At 60.4% G+C, this 21,056-nt stretch carries 23 protein-coding genes; 9 read left to right on the top strand and 14 right to left on the bottom strand.

The annotated features are described in order from the left end of the window. Positions 1-24: 24 nt before the first annotated feature. Entirely contained in the window at positions 25-1,311 is a 1,287-nt protein-coding gene (locus tag AC0TOF_RS14370; protein ID WP_473768761.1) for a glycerate kinase type-2 family protein, read from the top strand. Here the strand turns inward: AC0TOF_RS14370 and ccoS are convergent. The 10 genes from ccoS to AC0TOF_RS14320 all read right to left on the bottom strand — a co-directional run bounded on the left by ccoS (position 1,277) and on the right by AC0TOF_RS14320 (position 11,489). Further along, complete coding sequence (gene ccoS, locus AC0TOF_RS14365; RefSeq protein WP_473768760.1) at positions 1,277-1,450, bottom strand: cbb3-type cytochrome oxidase assembly protein CcoS; 174 nt, start codon at positions 1,448-1,450, stop codon at positions 1,277-1,279. The two genes, AC0TOF_RS14370 and ccoS, sit on opposite strands and share 35 nt — an antisense overlap. Further along, positions 1,447-3,705: a cation-translocating P-type ATPase gene (locus AC0TOF_RS14360; RefSeq protein WP_473768759.1), complete on the bottom strand. Its 2,259-nt coding sequence runs from the start codon at positions 3,703-3,705 to the stop codon at positions 1,447-1,449. The genes ccoS and AC0TOF_RS14360 overlap by 4 nt, the downstream gene beginning before the upstream one ends. Next, positions 3,702-4,199, bottom strand: a complete 498-nt coding sequence (locus AC0TOF_RS14355) for a FixH family protein (protein ID WP_473768758.1) — start codon at positions 4,197-4,199, stop codon at positions 3,702-3,704. Before AC0TOF_RS14355 ends, AC0TOF_RS14360 begins: the two co-directional genes overlap by 4 nt. After that, positions 4,199-5,749: a cytochrome c oxidase accessory protein CcoG gene (gene ccoG / locus AC0TOF_RS14350; RefSeq protein WP_473768757.1), complete on the bottom strand. Its 1,551-nt coding sequence runs from the start codon at positions 5,747-5,749 to the stop codon at positions 4,199-4,201. Before ccoG ends, AC0TOF_RS14355 begins: the two co-directional genes overlap by 1 nt. Before the next feature lie 150 nt (positions 5,750-5,899). Then, entirely contained in the window at positions 5,900-6,763 is an 864-nt protein-coding gene (gene ccoP / locus AC0TOF_RS14345; protein WP_473768756.1) for a cytochrome-c oxidase, cbb3-type subunit III, read from the bottom strand. Continuing rightward, on the bottom strand, positions 6,756-6,914 hold the full coding sequence (locus AC0TOF_RS14340) for a cbb3-type cytochrome c oxidase subunit 3 (RefSeq protein ID WP_121980627.1): 159 nt from the start codon (positions 6,912-6,914) through the stop codon (positions 6,756-6,758). Before AC0TOF_RS14340 ends, ccoP begins: the two co-directional genes overlap by 8 nt. Before the next feature lie 15 nt (positions 6,915-6,929). Continuing rightward, the gene (gene ccoO / locus AC0TOF_RS14335) at positions 6,930-7,661 is read right to left on the bottom strand and encodes a cytochrome-c oxidase, cbb3-type subunit II (protein ID WP_473768755.1); all 732 of its coding nucleotides are present in this window, start codon (positions 7,659-7,661) and stop codon (positions 6,930-6,932) included. Between the two features lie 14 nt (positions 7,662-7,675). Continuing rightward, the gene (gene ccoN / locus AC0TOF_RS14330; protein WP_122000583.1) at positions 7,676-9,301 is read right to left on the bottom strand and encodes a cytochrome-c oxidase, cbb3-type subunit I; all 1,626 of its coding nucleotides are present in this window, start codon (positions 9,299-9,301) and stop codon (positions 7,676-7,678) included. Between the two features lie 164 nt (positions 9,302-9,465). Continuing rightward, positions 9,466-10,827: an ATP-binding protein gene (locus AC0TOF_RS14325; RefSeq protein ID WP_122000582.1), complete on the bottom strand. Its 1,362-nt coding sequence runs from the start codon at positions 10,825-10,827 to the stop codon at positions 9,466-9,468. Next, on the bottom strand, positions 10,824-11,489 hold the full coding sequence (locus AC0TOF_RS14320) for a response regulator (RefSeq protein WP_473768754.1): 666 nt from the start codon (positions 11,487-11,489) through the stop codon (positions 10,824-10,826). Before AC0TOF_RS14320 ends, AC0TOF_RS14325 begins: the two co-directional genes overlap by 4 nt. A gap of 145 nt (positions 11,490-11,634) precedes the next feature. Between AC0TOF_RS14320 and dsbD the strand changes: the two genes are divergently transcribed. The 8 genes from dsbD (at position 11,635) to ant(9)-Ic (ending at position 17,667) form a co-directional block, all read left to right on the top strand. Beyond that, entirely contained in the window at positions 11,635-13,434 is a 1,800-nt protein-coding gene (gene dsbD, locus AC0TOF_RS14315) for a protein-disulfide reductase DsbD (protein ID WP_473768753.1), read from the top strand. 34 nt (positions 13,435-13,468) lie between these two features. Further along, a complete protein-coding gene (locus tag AC0TOF_RS14310; protein ID WP_473768752.1) occupies positions 13,469-14,254 on the top strand; it encodes a L,D-transpeptidase in 786 nt (261 codons plus the stop codon). After that, positions 14,251-14,865 carry a DsbA family protein gene (locus AC0TOF_RS14305; RefSeq protein ID WP_473768751.1) on the top strand — a complete coding sequence of 205 codons (615 nt, stop codon included), beginning with the start codon at positions 14,251-14,253 and terminating at the stop codon, positions 14,863-14,865. Before AC0TOF_RS14310 ends, AC0TOF_RS14305 begins: the two co-directional genes overlap by 4 nt. A gap of 114 nt (positions 14,866-14,979) precedes the next feature. Then, the gene (locus AC0TOF_RS14300) at positions 14,980-15,330 is read left to right on the top strand and encodes an SH3 domain-containing protein (protein WP_473768750.1); all 351 of its coding nucleotides are present in this window, start codon (positions 14,980-14,982) and stop codon (positions 15,328-15,330) included. A 65-nt stretch (positions 15,331-15,395) separates the two neighbouring features. Continuing rightward, on the top strand, positions 15,396-15,722 hold the full coding sequence (locus AC0TOF_RS14295) for an ArsR/SmtB family transcription factor (protein WP_473768749.1): 327 nt from the start codon (positions 15,396-15,398) through the stop codon (positions 15,720-15,722). Next, positions 15,719-16,078, top strand: coding sequence for an SRPBCC family protein (locus tag AC0TOF_RS14290; protein WP_473768748.1), 360 nt, complete (start codon positions 15,719-15,721; stop codon positions 16,076-16,078). Before AC0TOF_RS14295 ends, AC0TOF_RS14290 begins: the two co-directional genes overlap by 4 nt. 38 nt (positions 16,079-16,116) lie before the next feature. Then, entirely contained in the window at positions 16,117-16,716 is a 600-nt protein-coding gene (locus AC0TOF_RS14285) for an ATP-dependent Clp protease proteolytic subunit (protein WP_112590509.1), read from the top strand. A gap of 171 nt (positions 16,717-16,887) precedes the next feature. Continuing rightward, the gene (gene ant(9)-Ic / locus AC0TOF_RS14280) at positions 16,888-17,667 is read left to right on the top strand and encodes an aminoglycoside nucleotidyltransferase ANT(9)-Ic (RefSeq protein WP_473768747.1); all 780 of its coding nucleotides are present in this window, start codon (positions 16,888-16,890) and stop codon (positions 17,665-17,667) included. A 6-nt stretch (positions 17,668-17,673) separates the two neighbouring features. Here ant(9)-Ic and AC0TOF_RS14275 read toward each other — a convergent pair whose 3' ends face one another. From AC0TOF_RS14275 to ada, 4 genes are all read right to left on the bottom strand, one after another. Beyond that, entirely contained in the window at positions 17,674-18,711 is a 1,038-nt protein-coding gene (locus AC0TOF_RS14275; protein WP_473768746.1) for an FUSC family protein, read from the bottom strand. A 150-nt stretch (positions 18,712-18,861) separates the two neighbouring features. Then, positions 18,862-19,212 carry an ArsC family reductase gene (locus AC0TOF_RS14270; protein ID WP_473768745.1) on the bottom strand — a complete coding sequence of 117 codons (351 nt, stop codon included), beginning with the start codon at positions 19,210-19,212 and terminating at the stop codon, positions 18,862-18,864. Between the two features lie 60 nt (positions 19,213-19,272). Then, complete coding sequence (locus AC0TOF_RS14265; RefSeq protein WP_473768744.1) at positions 19,273-19,971, bottom strand: 2OG-Fe(II) oxygenase; 699 nt, start codon at positions 19,969-19,971, stop codon at positions 19,273-19,275. After that, positions 19,968-21,053, bottom strand: a complete 1,086-nt coding sequence (gene ada / locus AC0TOF_RS14260; protein ID WP_473768743.1) for a bifunctional DNA-binding transcriptional regulator/O6-methylguanine-DNA methyltransferase Ada — start codon at positions 21,051-21,053, stop codon at positions 19,968-19,970. The genes AC0TOF_RS14265 and ada overlap by 4 nt, the downstream gene beginning before the upstream one ends. Positions 21,054-21,056: the final 3 nt, after the last annotated feature.

Here is a 21,056-nt window from a genome sequence, read left to right as displayed (position 1 = left end):
CAACATGCCAGCATCGGGAAACTCATGACTGCCATCACCGATCCCAAGAAGTTTCTGACCAGCCTGTTCGACGCTGCCGTTGCGGCTGCCGATCCTGAGCTGGTGATTCGCGCCAATCTTCCGGCCAAGCCGAAAGGGCGCACGATTGTCATCGGCGCGGGCAAGGGCTCGGCGCAGATGGCGGCGGCTTTCGAGCGGGCGTGGGCCGAAAAATATGACGCTCCATTGGAGGGCGTGGTGGTCACGCGCTATGGCTATGGCGCCCCCTGTGAGCGCATCGAGATCATTGAGGCGGCGCATCCGGTCCCCGATGAAGCGGGGCTTGTCGCCTCCAGGCGGCTGTTCGATGCCGTGTCGAACCTGACCGAAGATGACCTCGTGGTGGCGCTCATCTCCGGCGGAGGGTCCGCACTGTTGCCGTCGCCCCCTGACGGGCTGACGCTGGAAGACGAAATCACCGTCAACAAGGCATTGCTTGCCTCTGGCGCGCCGATTTCGGCAATGAATGCTGTTCGCAAGCACTTGTCCACCATCAAGGGCGGCAGGCTTGCCGCCGCCGCGCATCCGGCAGCGGTGTTCTCGCTCGTTGTCTCGGATATTCCGGGCGATAATCCGGCCTTCGTGGCTTCCGGCCCGACCGTGCCGGACTCCACCAGCCGCGACGAGGCTTTGAAAATCATCGAACGCTACCGGCTGGATTTGCCCGAAGCCGTTCTTGCCCATATCAGGAGCGAAGCCGCCCACGCGCCGAAGCCGGACGATAAAGTTTTCGCCCGAAACGAAGTGCGCGTGATTGCATCTGCCGCCGTTTCGCTGGAAGCGGCGGTGAAGGAGGCGGCGCGCCACGGTGTGGAAGCGGTGATCCTGTCGGATGCAATGGAAGGTGAGGCGCGGGAAGTGGCGCATGTCCACGCGGCGATTGCCCGTGAGGTGGCCGACCGCGACCGTCCGTTCAAAAAGCCGGTGGTCATTCTGTCAGGCGGCGAAACCACCGTCACCATTCGTGGGAAAGGCGGCAAGGGCGGACGCAACAGCGAGTTCCTGCTGTCCTTCGCCCTCGATATCGATGGCTATGACAATATCCATGCGCTTGCCGCCGACACGGATGGCATCGATGGATCGGAAGACAATGCGGGCGCTTATGCCGATGGTTCCACGGTTTCGCGCCTGCAAAAAGCGGGCGAGGATGGCGCGGCGCGTCTCGCCAACAACGATGCATGGACAGCATTCGACTCTATCGGCGATCTTTTCGTGCCGGGACCGACCGGCACGAATGTTAATGACCTGCGCGCGATTTTGATAACGGGCTAGTTTCGTCATCAAGGAGAATGCGGTTTGCCGCTCCGTCGAGGTCCTCATACTGGCCGTTTTTCAACGACCAGAGAAAGGCGACAAGGCCGAGCAGGCCCAGAAACAGCGCGATGGGGATGAGAAAGATAAGTCCGCTCATTTGTGCGCTTCCTTGATGGCGGCAACAGGCGCGATTGCTTTCTGCGTCTGCTGCTTTTGTTTTCCGGCCCGCAACCGCAATGCGTTGCTGACGACCACGATGGACGACAGCGACATGGAAAGCGCTGCCACGAGCGGGGTGACATAGCCGAAAATCGCAATCGGCACGGCGATTATATTATAGCCGATGGAAAGCGCAAAGTTCTGGCTGATCAACCGGCCCGCTTCCTTCGATACGGCAAAGGCAAGCGGCACTGCCGACAGGCTTTCACGCAGGAAGACGAAATCGGCTGCATTGCGGCCAATGTCGGCAGCGGTGGCAGGCGCCATGGAAACATGGGCGGCAACAAGGGCCGGAGCGTCGTTCAAGCCGTCGCCGACCATCAGCACCTTGCTTCCTTCCGCCGACAGTTTCTGCACCAGTTCCGACTTGTCGGCAGGCAGCACCTCCGCGCGGAAATTGTCGACGCCAAGATAAGCTGCAAGCCTCTCGACGGCAGGCAGCCGGTCACCGGAAATGATGCCGAGCTTCAGCCCGTTTCGCTTCAGCGTGGCGATGGCGCCCGCAGCGTCTTCACGCGGCTGATCCTCAAAACGGAAGGTCTGGACCAGCTTGCCATCGATGGAAAGACAGGTTTCAGGGCCATCAGCATGAGGCAGGGCGGCGCTCTTGTCCGCCCAGTCGCGCTTGCCAAGCCGATAGACGGCACCGTTCAGCTCGGCTTCGATACCGGCCCCCGGCACTTCCTCGATACGGGTAAAGGCCGTCATCGGCTTTGCGCCGGAGAACAGCGCCAGCGCCCGCGACAGCGGATGGCGCGAATAAAGCGACAGTTCGGCGGCGATTTCCAGATTGTTGGGATCGATGGCGTCGGCATCGATCAGCCGAGGCTGGCCGAGGGTCAACGTACCGGTCTTGTCGAAAATGGCGGTGTCGACTTCGGCCATCCGCTCCATGGCGGAGCCGTCCTTGATCATGATGCCGTTTTCGAACAGGCGGCGCGCCGCGACCACCTGAACGATCGGCACTGCGAGGGCAAGCGCACAGGGACAGGTTATGATGAGGGTGCAGATCGCGATATAGATCGAGCGATACCAGTCGCCGCCGGTGTAGAACATCCAGCCGACAAAGGCCGCGAAAGCGATGGTATGGACCATCGGCACGTAAAGCTCGGAAGCGCGGTCGGCAAGGCGACGGTAGTAGGCGCGCCCGCCTTCCGCCACATCCATCAGCCGCACCATTTCAGCCAGGAAGGAATCTTTGGCTTCCGCCGTCGCGCGAATGACGAGCGGCGTGGAAAGATTGAGCGTGCCGGCGCGGATATCCGAGCCGGGGCCGACAGGCACCGCATCGCTTTCACCCGATGCAATGGCGCAATCGAGTTCCGAACGGCCTTCCTCCACCTTGGCATCGACCGGAACCCGCTCGCCTGCTGCAAGGATGATGCGCATTCCGGGGCGGATTTCGTTGACCGGCAGGTAATTGCGTTCGTCATTTTCGCCGATCACCACCGCGCCGCGAGAGCCCAGTTGCGCCAGACCGCGCACGGCGGAACGGGCGCGGGCGCGCATCATATAGTCGAGCGTGCGGCCGATCAGCAGGAAGAACAGCAATGTCACCGACGCATCGAAATAGGCGTGCTGGCCGTGATGCAGGGTTTCATAAACGCTCATGCCGAAGGCAAGCGTGATGGCGAGCGCAATCGGCACATCCATGTTGACGCGTCCCGCGCGCAGCGCATTCCATGCGGAAACATAGAAAATGCGGCCCGAATAGATCAGTGTCGGCAGGGCGATAAGGCCGGAAATCCAGTGGAACATGTCGCGGGTCGCGGCATCCGCGCCCGACCAGACCGCAACGGACAAGAGCATCACATTGCTGGAAGCGAAGGCCGCGACGCCAAGCGCGATCAGAAGCCGCGTGAAGGTCGGGTCTTTCTCCTGCGCCATGTCGAAAATATGCGCCTCGTAACCGAGCCTGCGCAATGGGTCGACGACATTGGGCGGCGTCTCGCCGTCCTTCCAGCGCACGGTCACGCGGCGCGCCGTCAGGTTGACGCGGACATAGGCAACGCCCGAAATCTTGCCGAGCGTCTCCTCGATATTCTTGATGCACAGGCCGCAGTGAACGCCGGGAACCGACAGGTCGAGCTGGCGCAGGCCATCGCCGAGCGCACGGCTTGCGACCTGCATTTCATCTGTCGAAACGGCCTGAACGACGGTCGCTATCTGTGCATTCTCGACGCAGCAGCTCATAGTATCCTCCCATCCTTCACCAGAACGCGGATGATATGGCGATAAGGGTCTTCAAGACCGGCATCGGCATTCACTTCCATGATCCACGCGCCTTCGCCAAGTTCCAGCGGCGCGGTCAGCACGCCGGGTTCGCGAACGGTCAGCGTGACCTTGGTGTCGTGCTCATCACCGACCGGGCGCTTGAATTCCACGGTGCCGCCGGTCATGGCGACCGCCTTGCCGTCGCGGTCGGCCAGCTGCCAGGCAAAGACGCCGTTTTCATAAGAAGGCTTCGACTGCCAGTTCAGCGCGGCCTGTTCCTTGCCGGTCTCAGCCTTGTCGTTGAATTCCTGGCTGGCGACATAGGTGTTCTGCACGACCAACCCGCTCCAGCTATGGATCGCGTTATAGGCCATGGTCAGGTTGACGGCGATAATGACACCGAAGAAGGCAACCATGATGCCCATCATGTGCCAGCCGGTGAACGTGCCTGCGGTTTTCGACTTGATCGACATTATCTGCCCTCCGGTGCCATGAAAGTTGCCTTGTAGCGTGCATGTTCCGCGCCGTCCGCGTCACGCACTTCGATTTCATAGTCGTGGCGATGTTCGGTAATCGCATCATGCGGCATGGTGACGAACACGCGCAATGTCTTCAGGCGGTCCGGTTCGACCGGAATATCGTAATTGCCGCCCGCATCTGCGGTTTCATCCTGAACGGTCAGCGTTGCCCCCGGCAGTCCTTCTATGGAAAGACGGAAGGTGCGCGGCGTCGGGATCATGTTGAGCAGCTTGACTGTATAGCCGTTGCGGATCGATCCGTCCGACAGAAGCACATATTGCGGATTGCGGTCATGCAGCACGTTGATGCCGATGCGCTGGCGCGTCGACAGCGAGATGACGAGCGTCAGGCCGATCAAGGCCCATATGGCGAAATAGAACATGCTGCGCGGGCGCAGCACCTTCTTCCACGACAGGCTCTGCACCTTGTCAGAAAAGCTGTTCGGCGCGTTGTAGACCCGGGCGGGATCGATAGAAGCCGTGCCGTTATTGGTCGCGAGCGCCATGTTTGCATTGTAATCGGCAAGCGTCGCATAGGAGATGAGGCCGCGCGGCTTGTCGATCTTGTCCATCACCGAATTGCAGGCGTCGATGCACAGCGCGCAGGTGATGCATTCAAGCTGCTGGCCGTCGCGAATGTCGATGCCCATCGGGCAGGCGGCGACACAGGCATTGCAATCAACGCAATCGCCCACAGTTTCGCCCGCCGCAATGGCCTTTTTGGAGTGGCGTGAACGCGGCTCGCCGCGCCAGTCATTATAGGTGACGGTGAGAGAATTTTCATCCAGCATCGCGGCCTGAATGCGCGGCCACGGGCACATATAGGTGCAGACCTGCTCGCGCATCAGCCCGCCGAAAACATAGGTGGTGGCGGTGAGGATGGCGACGGTGAAATAGGCGACGGGCGCCGCTTTTCCGGTCACAAAATCCATGAGCAGCTGCGGCGCGTCGGCAAAATAGAAAATCCATGCACCGCCCGTCAGCACGCCGATCAGCAGCCAGATGGAATGTTTCGTCACGCGCTTCCAGAGCTTGTCGAAGGTCCAAGGCGCCTTGTCGAGCTTCATGCGGGCGTTGCGGTCGCCTTCGATGGCGCGCTCGACGACGAGATAAAGATCGACCCAGACGGTTTGCGGGCAGGTATAGCCGCACCAGGCGCGGCCCGCGACGGAGGTCACGAGAAACAGGCCGAGGCCCGCCATGATGAGCAGGCCCGCGACGTAGTAGAATTCCTGCGGCCAGATTTCGATGAAGAAGAAATAGAAGCGGCGGTTGGCGAGATCAATCAGCACTGCCTGATCGGGCGCATAGGGACCGCGATCCCAGCGCAGCCATGGCGTCAGATAGTAGATGCCGAGCGTAATGAGCATGACAATCCACTTGAAGCGCCGGAACTCGCCCTGCACGCGCTTCGGAAACACTTTCACCCGCGCCGCATAAAGCGATTGGCGGGTCTTGGGGGAATTGACTGCCTGAACGTCAATGCGTTCGACATCGTCTGACATTTTTCGCTCCTTTGGAGCAGGGCAGTAGGGCAGTAAGGCAATAGGGCAGTATGTGATGGCCGCGATCAATACAGTCCCAGATTCCTTATTTTCCCTACTGCCTTACTGCCCTATTGCCTTACTGCCCTGTAGTCAGGCTTCGCAGCCTGACTACTCACCGCCGCCCAACGAATGGACGAAGATGGCAAGCTGCTTGACGGTGGCATCGCCAAGGCGCGTCTCCCATGCAGGCATGACGCCATGCTTGGGATGCGAGACCTGACGCGCGATGGCGTCCTCGCCGGAACCATAGAACCAGATGGCGTCGGTGAGGTCCGGTGCGCCGAACTCACGCAGTCCCTTGGCGTCCGCGCCATGGCAGACAGCGCAGTTTTCAGTGAAAACCTTCTTGCCTTCCGGCACCATGTCGGGATTGTGCGGCGTGCCCGACAGGCTCACCACATAGGCGGCGACATCGCGGATCTGCTGCGGTTCCAGCACGTCGACAAAAGCCGGCATTTCGGAAACGCGGGTGTCGGCATCGTCCTTCGAACGCACGCCATGACGGATGGTCGTCACGATGTCGTCGATGGAACCGCCCCACAGCCAGTCGTCGTCGTTGAGGTTCGGATAGCCGGGCGCCCCTTGCGCGCCGGAGCCGTGACATTGCACGCAATTGACGCGGAAGGCAGCAGCGCCACCGGCAACCGCATATTGGCGCAGGTTTTCATCCGCCAGAATCTCGTGCACGTCCTTGGCCTTGATCTGGTCGATGATGCCCTGCTTTTCTGCGGCAACCTGCTGCATTTCCTGATGCAGCGCACCACGGCTCGACCAGCCGAGCATGCCGCCGGTTGAACTGGAAATCAGCGGCCATGCCGGATAGGCGATCACATAGGCAAGCGCCCAGAAGATGGTCGCGTAGAATGTCCACAGCCACCAGCGGGGCATTGGATTGTCGAGTTCCTTGATGCCGTCCCATTCGTGGCCGGTGGTCGCGACGCCGGTTACTTCGTCGATTTGCTTGTCAGTCATTTGCGTCATCCTTGAAAGGAATGTCCTTCGCGTGGTCGGCTAGCTGCTTGCTGCCTGGCCGGAAGGCGTAGAGAACGACGAAGAGAAAAAAGAGCGCCATGCCGAGCAGACCCCAGCTATCGGCGAAAGTGCGCATGGTATTGTAATCCATCGCTAAATCTCCGCTTTATCTCGCTTTGGGGGACTGGTCGTAGGTCGAGAAATCGACCAGCGTGCCGAGCATCTGGAGATAGGCGATGAGTGCGTCCATCTCCGAGATCATCTGCGGGTTGCCGTCGAAATCACCGACCTTGGCCTTGGGATAGCGTGCCTCGACGCCGGACGTGTCGGCATCCGGCGTGGCCTGTGCCTTCAGATCGTCAAGCGCGTTGTCGATCATTTCCTGGCTGTAGGGCACGCCAACCGCCACATTGGCCTTCAGATTGGCCGCAATGTTGGAAGCCTCCAGCGGACGGTCCTTCAGGAAGGCATAGCTTGGCATGACCGATTCCGGCACCACGTCGCGCGGTCGGACGAGATGCTGCACGTGCCACTCGTTCGAATAGCGGCCGCCGACGCGCGCGAGGTCAGGCCCCGTGCGCTTGGAGCCCCACTGGAACGAATGGTCGTACATGGATTCCGCCGCAAGGCTGTAATGGCCATAGCGCTCGACCTCGTCACGGAAAGGACGGATCATCTGGCTGTGGCAGAGATAGCAGCCTTCACGCACATAGACGTCGCGGCCCGCCAGTTCCAGCGGTGAATAGGGGCGCATGCCCTCCACCTTCTCGATGGTGTTTTCGAGATAGAAGAGCGGTGCGATTTCAACGATGCCACCGACCGTGACCACGGCGAGCGATGCGATCAGCAGCAGCGTTGCATTTTTCTCCAGCTTGGAGTGGTTCTTTAGTATCGACATAAATCACACGCTCCTTATTCGGCAGGCTGCATGACCGCACCGGCAACAGTCCGGGTGCCGCCCATCGGCGCTTCGTTGCGCAGATTGCCGCGAATGGTCTGATAGACGTTCCATGCCATCACGAGGCCACCGGCGAGGTAGAGCACGCCGCCAAGCGTACGGATGACGTAGTAGGGGAACATGGCGAGCACGGTTTCCGCGAAGGAATAGACGAGGAAGCCCTGATCGTCGTATTCGCGCCACATCAGGCCCTGCTGGATACCGGCAACCCACATGGCCGCCGCATAGAGGACGATGCCGAGCGTCGCCAGCCAGAAGTGCCAGTTGACCATGCGGATCGAATAGAGCCGCTGACGGTTCCACAGCTTCGGCGCCAGATAGTATACGGCGGCGAACGAAATCATGCCGTTCCAGCCGAGCGCGCCAGCATGAACGTGACCGATGGTCCAGTCCGTATAGTGCGACAGCGAGTTGACAGCCTTGATCGACAGCATCGGGCCTTCAAAGGTCGCCATGCCGTAGAAGGCGATGGCCGCAACCATCAGGCGGATGATCGGATCGGTGCGGACCTTGTCCCATGCGCCCGAAAGCGTCATCAGGCCGTTGATCATGCCACCCCAGGACGGCATCCACAGCATGATGGAGAAGACCATGCCGAGCGTCTGCGCCCAGTCGGGAACAGCGGTGTAGTGCAGATGGTGCGGGCCAGCCCAGATATAGAGGAAGATGATCGACCAGAAGTGCACGATGGACAGGCGGTAGGAATAGACCGGACGCTCTGCCTGCTTCGGCACGAAATAGTACATCATGGCCAGGAAGGGCACCGTCAGGAAGAAGGCGACGGCGTTGTGGCCATACCACCACTGGGTCACCGCATCCTGCACGCCCGCGAAGGCGGAATAGCTCTTCACGCCGAGGAACGAGACCGGGATCGCCAGGTTATTGACGATGTGCAGCATGGCGATGGTGATGATGAAGGACAGGTAGAACCAGTTCGCCACATAGATATGCGGCTCCTTGCGCTTCAGGATCGTGCCGAGGAAGACGACCAGATAGGCGACCCAGACGATGGTGAGCCAGATGTCGACATACCATTCCGGTTCCGCATATTCACGGCTCTGCGTGATGCCGAGCAGGTAGCCGGTCGCGGCCATCACGATGAAGAGCTGGTAGCCCCAGAACACGAACCATGCGAGGTCGCCGCCGATAAGGCGGGCGCGGCAGGTACGCTGCACGACATAGAAGGACGATGCGATCAGCGCATTGCCGCCGAAGGCGAAGATCACCGCAGAAGTGTGCAGCGGACGCAGACGGCCGAAGTTCAGATAGGGTTCCAGATTGAGATCGGGAAAGGCGAGCTGCGCGGCGATAACCACACCGACCAGAAAACCGGCCACACCCCAGAAAACCGTTGCGATGACACCATAGCGGATCGGGCCGTCCATATAGGTGGACTGGTCGACCTTTTTGGGCGTCAGGCCGTAATTGGCGTTCCGCATCAGAAGAATGGTGAAGATGGCCAGTGTAGCGAACAGAATCCACATATGGTTTCTGAACAGCTCATCATGGGAAAATCCGGCCAGAAGCACGGCAAAAAGTGCTCCCAGACCGGAAAGGACTGTTCCAGCGGCGTAGTTCATGAAATCCCCTCGCAGCGCATGACAAGAGCTGCCTCGGATGAGACAGCAATAGCGATAGGTTTCCTATCTGCGCCCGGGGGGCGGGTGTCATTGATCTAAATCAAAGAGCGGCGGAAAGAATTGTGGCAGCGCAGAAGGCGGTCGTGTTTCCGCCTTCCGGCAGATCAGCCGATCGGGATGCCGGGAACGACGAATTCCGCCCGAAGACCGCCCTCGGGACGGTTTTGCAGCTGAAATTCACCGCTCATCCGCTCAACTGCCATCTTCACGATGGCGAGGCCAAGGCCGCTGCCGGTCTCGTTGCGGTGCGTGCCGCGGAAGAAGCGTTCGGTCACATGCGGCATTTCGCCTTCGGGAATGCCGGGGCCGCCATCCTCCACGACAAGCCGCAGCTTTCCGTTTTCCGTCTCGATGCGGCAATGCACGGTTCCGTCCTTCGGCGAGTGATTGACTGCATTTTCAATCAGGTTGCGCGCCGCAAGCGTGAAGAGATGCGGGGAGGGCAGTTGCACCAGAGGCATGTTTTGCGGCAGTTCGATGGAAACGCCGCGCTGCGCCGCGAGCATCCGCATGTCGGTGGAAACCGCGACCAGAAGCTGGCACGCCGGTTCATATGCGGATGTTTCCAATTCCTCGCCGGTTTCGAGTGCTGCCAGATCGAGCAACTGGTTGACAAGGCGGCTGGTGCGGTCGACGCCCGCCGCGATCTGACGCACCGCATTGGCGCGCATGGTGTCATCCTTTGCGCTTTCGGCAATCTGCGCCTGTGTCTTCAGCCCGGCCAGCGGCGTCTTCAACTCATGCGCGGCGAAGATCGCAAAGTTGCGCTCGCGCTCGCGCGCTTCTTCAACGCGATGGAAAAGCCCGTTCAGCGCCGTGACGGCAGGCGCAATTTCGCTTGGCAAATTCTGTTCGGGAAGCGGCCGCAAATCCTCCGCCCGCCGCTTGGAAAGCACCGACGCAAGGCGGCTCAGCGGGTTGAGGCCGCGCCGCACGCACAGCCAGATCATGAGCGCCAGAACGGGCAGCATCAAGAGGGCGGGCAGGACAAGGCCGGTCACGACATTCCGCACCAGCCTTTCGCGAACGCTCAGGCTGTCGCCCACCATGACGCGCAGGCCAAGCTGGGTATTTTCCACCGCGAATACCCGCCAGCGGTCGCCCGCAACTTCGGTATTGGAAAAGCCGTTCGCCACATTGGTAAGCCGCACGCCGGGCGCGCTTTCGGAGCGGCCCACCAGCTTGCCGTCGAGCGCCCATATCTGGCAGAACAGCTGCCGGTCATAGAGCGGAAAATCCGGCATCGGCTTCAGCGAGAGCTGCCCGCCATCGCCTTCCGGTCCCACCTCCACCCGATGCTCGGTCAGAAGCGAATTGACCATGCGCGCGGCCTCCATCAGGCGTGCATCGAGCACTTTTTCAAGCTGCGACTGGGTGCTGATATGAATCCACACCACCGCGAAAAGCCAGACAAGGCATGTCACGCCGATCAGTATGCCGGTCAGGCGGCTGCGAATGGAATTCATGCGTTTTTCCCTGCCAGACGGTAGCCGACCCCGCGCACCGTTTCGATGAAATCAGAACCGAGTTTCGAGCGCAGATGGTGGATATGCACTTCCACCGCATTGCTTTCCACTTCCTCCTGCCAGCCATAAAGCGCCTCTTCCAGCGAGGATTTGGAGAAGGTGGCGGCGGGCCGCTCCAACAAGGCGCGCAGGATCGAGAATTCGCGCCGGGTCAGCCGGACGGGTTCGCCATGGAAACGCACCGACATTTCCGCCGGGTCGAGCTCGACGCCGCGCCACTCAAGCAGGGCATTGGCGCGTCCGGCGCCGCGGCGCGCAACTGCGCGCACGCGGGCCGCAAGCTCGTGCAGATCGAAGGGCTTGCCGACATAATCGTCCGCACCCGCATCAAGGCCCGCAATGCGCTCGGGCACCTGATCGCGCGCGGTCAGCAGCAGAACCGGCGTCTCGTCGCGGGCGCGCCGCATGGCTTTCAGAATATCGAGGCCGGAACCATCCGGCAGCATCAGGTCGAGCACCACGGCATTGTAATTCTGGGCGGCAAGGGCTGCTTCCGCATCGCCGCAACTGGACACGGCATCCACGGTGAACCCGGCAAGCCCCAGCCCGACGGTCAGTCCGTCGAGAAGGATTATGTCGTCTTCCACCACGAGTATGCGCATGAATTCCCGTTTCCGCCTTTATTGATGTTTAACCCGGCACGGGCTTTTCCCCGCGTCACCTTAAGGCTGCCTTAAGGTGACGGGCACATTCGGCTCTTGCAACATGATAAATTTGTCCCGAATCGAATTTGTGCGGAAAATCATAATGCGTTTCCTTGCGAGCCTTGCCGGCTTCTTCATCAGTTTGTTTCTCGCGTTTGGCCCGGCATTGGCCGCGAACCCCCTGCCGGTCGATCAGGCTTTCCGCCTGAGCGTAACGAGGGATACGGATGGCCGTCTTGTGCTCAACTGGCAGATTGCAAACGGTTATTATCTTTATCGCGACCACATAGAGGCGAAGGACGGGCAGGGAAACGCGCTTGCCGTCGATACGCAACCCGGCCTGCCGAAAGACGACCCGAATTTTGGGCGGTTGGAAGTCTATTACACCCACGCCACAGCAAGCGTGAAGGCGGATGGCAAGCCGCTGGAACTGACCTATCAGGGCTGTCAGGAAGACGGCATCTGCTACCGTCCGGAAACGAGGACCATTGATCCGGTCACGCTCGCAATATCAAGCGAAATGGGGCAGAAGGCCAAGGCGTTGACGCAGGCATCGATATTTGCTCCGGCTGCATCGCAACCAACCCCGCAAGACATGGCCTTCGCCCTCGCACCCGAAAAGGGCATGGTCGAAGGGCTGCTTGACCGGGGCGGCACCGGGCTGGTGATCGCGGCATTTCTGGCTTTCGGCGTGCTGCTTGCCTTCACCCCTTGCGTCTTTCCCATCTATCCCATCCTGGCCGGAACGCTGGCGCGGGAAGGGGAGAAACTGACAGCAAAGCGCGGCTTCGTGCTTTCGTCCGTCTATGTCGTCAGCCTGGCGCTGGGCTTCGCCGTGGTCGGCGCAATCGCAGGCTGGTCGGGGCAGAACCTGCAAATGGTGCTGCAATCGAAATGGACTGCCCTTGCCCTCGCCGGAATCTTCACGCTTCTGGCGCTCTCCATGTTCGGCCTGTTCCATATCCAGCTTCCCAATTCATGGGTCAGCGCGATTTCGTCGCGGACCGGCCAGCGCACGGGTTCAAAACGCTCGGCAGCGATTCTCGGCTTCTCGTCCGTGCTGATTGTCGGCCCGTGCGTGACGGCGCCGCTCGCGGGGGCGCTGCTCTATATCGCGCAGACCGCCAATGTTGCGCTCGGCGCTTCCGCCCTCTTTGCGCTCGGCATCGGCAAGGGATTGCCGCTCATTGCTTTCGCAACGCTCGGCGCAGGCACGCTGCCGCGCGCAGGCGCATGGATGGAAACGGTGAAGCAGGTTTTCGGCTTCGGTTTTCTCGCCACCGCAATCTTCATGGCCGCGCCGCTGTTGCCGCCCGGCGTGGACATGGTGCTGTGGGCGCTTCTGCTTTTCGGGGCTGCAAGTTTCGCATTCCTCAAAATTCCGGGGCGCAGCGTTGTCGCCCGCACCATCGGCACGGCAGCCTTCGTTTACGGTGTCATTTTGATGCTTGGCGTGGCTTCTGGCGGAAAAGACCCGTTGCAACCGCTGGCCGCATTCGGTAACCGTGGCGGCAATCAGAATCTGGCCGCGCTGCAATTTGCGCCGGTCGAGACTGTTTCTTCCCTTCAGGAGAAACTTGGCAAGGCGCGCGGCGACAAGCCGACGCTTGTCTATTTCACGGCGGATTGGTGCGTGAGCTGTTCCACCGTGGAGCGCCGGGTTTTGCCCGATGCTGATGTGAAGAAGGCGCTGGAAGGCTATCAGCTGGTCAAGGCAGATATTTCTGAATTGACCCAAGGCAATGCCGACCTGATGGCAAAGCTTGGTGTAGCCGGTCCGCCGACGATGATCTTCTTCGATCGCATCAGCAAGGAAGCGGAAGGGACCAGATTGGTGGGCGATGTCACGGCCGCCTCTATCGAACGTTCGGTCGGCCTTGTGAGCGCGGGCCGGAAGCAATGATCACTGTATTGAAACTGGCCTGGGGGCTTTGAAATTGACTGTATCTGATGAAAAGCGGGGTGCCCGGGCATCCCTGGTGCGGATCGCGCTTGTGGCCTGCTTGCCATTTGTTGCCGCGGCATGCACGACCGCGTCCGCGGACCGGCCCATTGCCGTCACCATGCCGCAGCCGGCGGCCGCCACGCCCGAACCTGTTGCAGCCGAGCCGGTGAGCCAGCCTGCGCCGGAAGTGAAAACGGCAAGAAGCGAGTACGCCTCCATGTATGGCGCGGTGAACGATCGAGGCAATCTCATCCCGGCGCTCGATGTCAACAAGATCTCGGAGCGCAATCTGCGCCGCGAAGTCGACTATGCCACGAATGAACCTGTCGGCACCATCGTCGTTGATCCCTATGCGCGCTATCTCTACCTCGTGCAGCCGGGCGGCAAGGCGATCCGTTATTCGGTGGGCGTTGGCCGCGCGGGCCTGACTTTCTCGGGCGATGCCAAGGTCGCCTACAAGGCGCAGTGGCCGCGCTGGACGCCGACCGCCAACATGATCAAGCGCAATCCGGAGCATTACGCAAAATACGCGAAGGGCCTTGAGGGCGGCATCCGCAACCCGCTCGGTGCCCGCGCGCTTTATCTCTATCGCGATGGCAAGGACACGCTTTACCGCATCCATGGCACCAACGAGCCCTGGTCTGTGGGCAAAGCCGCATCGTCCGGCTGCATCCGCCTCTATAATCAGGACATCCTCGATCTCTACAAGCGCGCCAATTCCGGTGCGCGTGTCGTCGTGTTGGATAAATCCCAATCGGGCAAAGGAGCAAGCTCATGATGAACCGTCGTCAGATACTGGCCGCAACGGCGGCAGGCGCCGCAACGATTGCCATTTCGGGCGGCGAAAGCCTCGCACAGCGCGTGCCGACGGTTGCGGAAGTACTCTACGACAAGGAAATCCCGGTTCTGGGCAACCCGAACGGCAATGTCACCATCGTGGAATATTTCGACTACCAATGCCCCTACTGCAAGAAGGGGCATGGCGAGTTGATGCGCGTGGTCAAGAACGACGGCAATGTCCGCCTCGTCATGAAGGACTGGATCATCTTCGGCGACACCTCGGCCTATGCCGCGCGTCTGGTTCTGGCTGCGGAAAAGTCCGGCAACTATGTGAAGGCCATGGAAGCGCTGATGGCAACGCCGGGCCGCCTCACGCCGGAACAGGTGGACGCGGCGCTGAAGAAGGGTGGGCTTGATCCGGTAAAGCTGAACGCTGCCTATAAGGCCGATTCCAAGCGCATCAATGCCATTCTTGAGCGCAATATGGATCAGGGCGAAGCCTTCAATTTTGGCGGCACGCCATCCTTCGTCATCGGCACCAAGCTTTATGGCGGTGTCATGAAAGAGCCGGAACTGCTCGAAGCGATCAAGGAAGCGCGGAAGTCCTGAACTCGGATGATTGACGAAAGGGCGGAGTAAAATTCCGCCCTTTTTGATTCAGGCTCCAAGCGAAGGCGCCGGCGGCAATATCTTCACCAATTGTTGGCAACGGAAGTGCAATCGATGTCCGAAAAGCCTGTTTCCAAACGTCTGCTGGAAGATCACGTTGCGCCCTACGATGATCCCATTGCCTTTAGCCAGGGGCAGGCCGTATCCCTGACCGGGAAAGCTGAAATCTGGGACGGCTACCGTTGGCTATGGGCTGTCGGACCCGATGGCCGCGCGGGATGGATTCCCGATGATTGCATCACCTTTGTAGATGGCCGGGCCGTCACCCTGCGCGACTATTCCGCCATGGAACTGACCTGCAACAAAGGTGCTACGCTCTTTGTTATCGAGGAAACGCATGGATGGGCATGGTGCCGCGCGCCCAATGGGGTCTGCGGCTGGGTGCCGTTGAACAAGCTTGGCTGACTTTTCTCGCGGGCTGACAACAGATTTCGCTTGCGAATCGCATAAGTGTACGCTTATGTGTCCGTATGAATGAGAGCGATATATTCAATGATATATTTCGGGCGCTTGCCGACCCGACCCGCCGGATGATCTTCGAGAAGCTGGCAGCGGGCAGCATGAATGCCAGCACGTTGCGGGAAGGCATGACAATCAGCCAGCCTGCCATGTCGCAGCATCTGGCGGTGTTGCGCGGCGCGGGGCTGGTGCGCGAGGAACGCGAAGGGCGCTTCGTCAATTATGAAGTCGATCCGAACGGGCTCACCCTCATCGCCAACTGGCTTGCGAAATACCGCGCCTACTGGCCGGAACGTATCGACGCTCTCAAAACCTTGCTGAAGGATATGGACCAATGACCGACCGGCAGGAAGAACACCGCGAAAATGGCATCGAGCTGGAATATGAGCTGGATGCCGCGCCGCAGAAAGTCTGGCGCGCGATCAGCATTCCGGAGTTTCGCGAAAACTGGCTCCCATCCGAGGCATTGGCCGATCCCGAACCTGCTTCCTGCAAGCCCGGTGAGGAGATCAGCTATCGGATGCGGGAAAGCCAGCCGCCCTTTCTGGAAAGCATGGTCACGTTCCGCATCGTGCCGGGCATTGCCGGTGGCACCTGCCTGCGCGTCATCCATGAATTGAACGATGCGCGGGTGAAACATGCCGCACCGGTTGCCGCCAACAGCAACCGGATGCCGGTCATGCGCGCCGCCTGAAGCACCCACATCCTGATTTTGGAAGAGAGGAGTTCGCCATGCGCGAAACGATGCAACTCGTCCCTATGGTCGTCGAACAGTCGAGCCGTGGCGAACGGTCGTTCGATATCTATTCACGCCTGCTGCGCGAGCGGATCATCTTTCTCAACGGCGAGGTAAACGACACCGTATCCGCGCTGATCTGCGCGCAATTGCTGTTTCTGGAAGCGGAAAATTCCAAGCAGCCGATCAATCTCTATATCAACTCGCCGGGTGGCGTCGTGACCAGCGGCCTCGCCATCTATGACACGATGCGCTATGTCCGCGCGCCGGTGCACACGCTCTGCATGGGGACGGCGCGTTCCATGGGTTCCTTCCTGCTGATGGCGGGCGAGCCCGGCCATCGCGCCGCCCTTCCCAATGCGAACCTGCTGGTTCACCAGCCTTCCGGCGGCTTTCAGGGGCAGGCATCGGACATTTTCATCCATGCCGAGGAAGCCCAGCGAACCAAGCGGCTGATGACGCGGCTTTATGCAGAACATTGCGGGCGCACCTATGAAGAGGTGGAACGCGCGCTTGACCGCGATAATTTCATGACCGCCGAGCAAGGGCTCGAATGGGGATTGATCGACCGCATTCTTGAGCACCGATCTGAGTGAATTGGACCGGTGCTCAAGTTATTGTCTTCAAGCGAATCCTGTCCGAAAACCGCTTTGCACTTTTCGGGAAGCGCCTTGGAACGGCGAGAAGTTGCTGCGGCCTGAAAAAGCGACGGCCTTCTGTCGTCGGCTGCCGTTGTATATGTCCGTCGGGGACAGTATCAACGCAGGATGGATAGAAATCGCGCAGCAATCCCCGAAGAAGCGGCAAAGGCCCTGACCGTTCTGCAAGAATGTCTGGGGCCGTCCTTGCAGGCCGTATATCTGCATGGCTCCGCCGTGAATGGCGGTCTTCGCCCCAACAGCGATATCGATCTGCTGGCGGTCAGCGACCAGCCACTGGCACCTGAAACCGGGGCGCTTCTCGTTGACCGTCTGATGCAGATTTCTGGCCGGCACCCGGCCAGGCCCGGCATGCCACGATGCCTGGAAGTGATGATCTTTCTGCGGCAGGATCTTGCTGAACCCGGCTATCCCGCGCGTTGCGCCTTCATTTATGGAGAATGGCTGCGCGACGAATTCGAGGCGGGAACCGTGCCGCAGCCGCACACCGATCCCGAATATACGCTGGTGCTGGCGCAAGCCGCTCAGGAAGCCATAAGCCTCGTTGGCCCCGTGCGCGAACATCTTCTGCCGCCCATGCCGCACGAAGATGTTCGGCGGGCGATTGCCGATGCCCTGCCTGCCCTCGTCGGCAATCTTTCAGGTGACGAGCGCAACGTCCTGCTGACGCTTGCCCGCATGTGGTACACGCTCGAAACCGGAAAATTTGCGCCGAAAGATGCCGCTGCCGAATGGGCGCTGCCGCGTGTTTCGCCCGAAACCGCCTCGGTCCTTGCGCTCGCGCAGGCGGCCTATCGCGGCGCTGCCCTGGACGACTGGCGGAACCGCCCGGCGCTCACACGACAGGCCGCGGACGAGCTGGCGCAGCATGTGCGGTCTCTGGCCTGAAAACTGTCAGGCCGCAGTTTGCTTTTGCCGCCGTTCGGGTACGGGAAGGCTGTCGGGAATATCGGAATGCAGGAAGTGCAGAAGCGTGTCCTGAACCGATGACAGCCGGTGCGCGCAATCGCGCCAGCCGAACGGAATGTCCTTGGGCATGGGCGGTATCCTGCGCGGTTGCTCCCCTTCCTCCAGCTCGCAATTGGCGATGACCACCTGCAAGGCTTCCGCCAGCCATGGCGGCGGCGGGGCTTCCTTCTTGCGCAGCGCGTTGCCCAGCGCTTCGCCGAACAGCAGCGCCGATGCGTAGAGGCGGATGCCGCGGCGGTCGTAGCGGCCTGCCATTTCCGTAACCTCGCGCGCCACCAGCCGCCCCCGCAGAGACCAGCGCGCGTTGCTGCGCGCCAGCGCAATGCCGTCGCCGAGTGCGATCACCGCCCGGTGCGCCGATGTAAACTGGTTGATCGCACTTTGCGCCCGCACCGGGTCCTGCTTTTCCAGCGCGATAGCCGACTGCTTGAGCCCGTTTGCAAGACGGTCGATCAGGCCGCGAGCCGCCTTGTCGATCAGAAGCAGCGGGCTCGGCGTCATCAAAATCTGGCTGAACAGCAAGCCCACGCCCGCGCCCACCAGAACATCCACCAGCCGTGTCACGCCAGCAACCTGCGGCCCCATGGCAAGAACCAGGATCGCCGAAACGCCCGACTGGATGGCAATTGCAGGCGCCATGCCAAAAGAGGTTGCCAGCACCATGGCAACGAAAGTCACGATGCTTGTGTGGAAGACCGGAACCGTTTCCGGCAAGAGCAGCGAAAGCTCGCCCACCAGCACGCCGGTCGTGACCCCGACGATCACGCCAATCGCCTGCTTGCCATGGTTGGGCAGGTTCGGCGCCAGACAGATCACCGCCGTTACCATGGCAAAGACGGGTTTCGGCTGGTTCAGAAGCAGCTGGCAGATCAGCCAGGCGACCCCGCCCGCGAAGGAAGCGATCAGGGAATCGCGCCAGCTCGCGGACCATTGCTGAACGACCTTCTTCGCGCGCTGCCGCATCGGTTTCTCCATCCGGCACATCCCGAAAAGTGTGAAGCGGTTTTCGGACAAGATGTGCCTAAAAACAAATAAATAGAGCGCCGATCCGATTCAATCAGATCGAAACGCGCTCTTATTATCGGCAGCTATCTATAGCAGCGTTTTCCCGCCTCAAGGCTTGAAGAAGTTTTCATACTGGTCCGGCTTGAAACCGACCGTCAGCGTTCCATCCTTGTCGAGCACCGGGCGCTTGACCATGGACGGCTGCGCCAGCATTAGCGCCCGCGCCTTGGCGGCATCGACGTTCTGGCGTTCTTCCTCGGGCAGTTTGCGAAATGTCGTTCCGGCCCGGTTGAGCAATTGCTCCCACGGAACGCTTTTCAGAAAGCGGTCGAGCGTTTCACCGTCGAGCCCTTCCTTCTTGTAATCGTGAAACGCGTAGTCGATGCCGTGGTCTTCAAGCCAGGTGCGCGCCTTCTTCATGGTGTCGCAGTTCTTGATACCGTAGATGGTCACGCTCATATCCGACTCCTTCGATCATTTTGTTGCGATCAAAGGCCATCGAAACCTCGGTTTCAACCTCTATCTGGAATCGTGAAAGATTATGCCCAGCGTATGCCGCTTGCCGGAGCGGATGCGGCTGACGCCGTGCCGCATCTTGACGCGATAATCGCCGCGTGTTCCCTGCATCGGGCGGTCATTGACCGCGAAGACCACGCCGTCTCCCTGTCGCAGCGGCACGACTTCGGCCCGGCTTTGCATGCGCGGACGTTGTTCGGTCAGGACGAACTCCCCACCCGTGAAATCCTTTTCCGGCTCGGACAGCAAAATCGCCACCTGCAACGGAAAAGCGATATCGCCGTAAATGTCCTGATGCAGGCAATTATAATCGCCCTCCACATATTGCAGGATGAGCGGTGTCGGCCGGGTCTGTCCCGCCGCGTGGCAGCGTTCCAGAAACGCGTCATGGGTCGGCGGAAAACGGACATCCGATCCCAGCCTTTCGCTCCACCGATTGGCGATGGGGGCAAGCTGCGGATAGAGCTTCTGACGCAGATTCAAAATTAAGGCAGGAATGGGATTTGCGTAGTATTTGTATTCTCCGCGCCCAAAACCGTGTTTTCGCATCGAAATAACGCTTCGAAATGCGGCCAAATTGTAGTAGCCGGCGGCTATTTCGCGGCAATCCTGTGGCGAAATTATGTTTTTGAGGATTGAGGCACCGAACTCGTCCAGTTCGGCACCGATTTTTTGCCAGTCATAGGCAGGGATATCACTCACGCCTGACCCTCCCGCTTGAGAAGATCGCGCTTGCGCTCAATGCCCCAGCGATAGCCGGAAAGACCGCCATCGTTGCGCACTACGCGGTGGCACGGGACCGCGACGGCGATCTTGTTGGCGGCGCAGGCCTGCGCCACCGCCCGCACCGATTTCGGCGCGCCGATGCGCTCGGCAATTTCGGTGTAACTCACTGTTTTACCGACAGGAATTTCCCGCAAGGCCTGCCACACCCGCTGCTGGAACGCGGTTCCCTGTAGATCGAGCGGCAGGTCGAGACCGATGCGGGGCGCTTCGACGAAGCCCACCACTTTGGCCACCATATCCTCGAAATCGCGGTCCGCGCCGATGAGATTTGCCTGCGGAAAGCGCCTTTCCAGATCGCGGATCAGCTCTTCCGGGTCGTCGCCCATCAAAATCGCGCACACACCCCTGTCGCTCGCAGCCACCAGTACCGCGCCGAGCGTTGACTGGCCGATGGCAAAACGAATATCCGCATTCTTGCCGCCTTGCTTGTAAGCCTTTGGAGTCATTCCCAAAATTCCGTCCGAAGCCTCATAGAAGCGGCTGCTGGAATTGTAACCGGCATCATAGATTGCATCGGTTACGCGGATTTCCGGCGCATCGAGTGCTGCCCGCATCTTCTTCGCGCGGTGCGCATCGGCATAGGCTTTCGGGGTCAGCCCCGTGAACTCCTTGAAAATGCGGTGAAAATGGGCGGGGCTCGCTTTCACCGAAGCCGCTATTTCTTCAAGGGAAGGCACTTCTTCCGCCGTCTCGATGAAGCGGCAGGCACTCGCGACCATATCGGCATAGCGGGTGCTGTTCTGCGTCGCCAGTGTTTCGGAGAGATGCGGCTTGCAGCGCATGCAGGGCCGGAAGCCTGCGCGTTCCGCACCCTCGCAACCATCGAAAAACTGTACGTTTTCGCGCTTTCCGCGCCGCGACGGGCATGACGGGCGGCAATAGACGCCGGTGGTGCGGACAGCATAGACAAATGCCCCGTCCGACGCCTTGTCACGGTCGAGCACCTTCTGCCAGCGATTTTCGTCAGGGTCGTGGGTCTTCATGGTCATAAGGTTCATGTC

Source organism: Ochrobactrum sp. PL_is501, assembly GCF_055816895.1.
The sequence above is the reverse complement of the archived record's forward strand: the minus strand, read 5'-3'. Positions and strand labels throughout refer to the sequence as shown.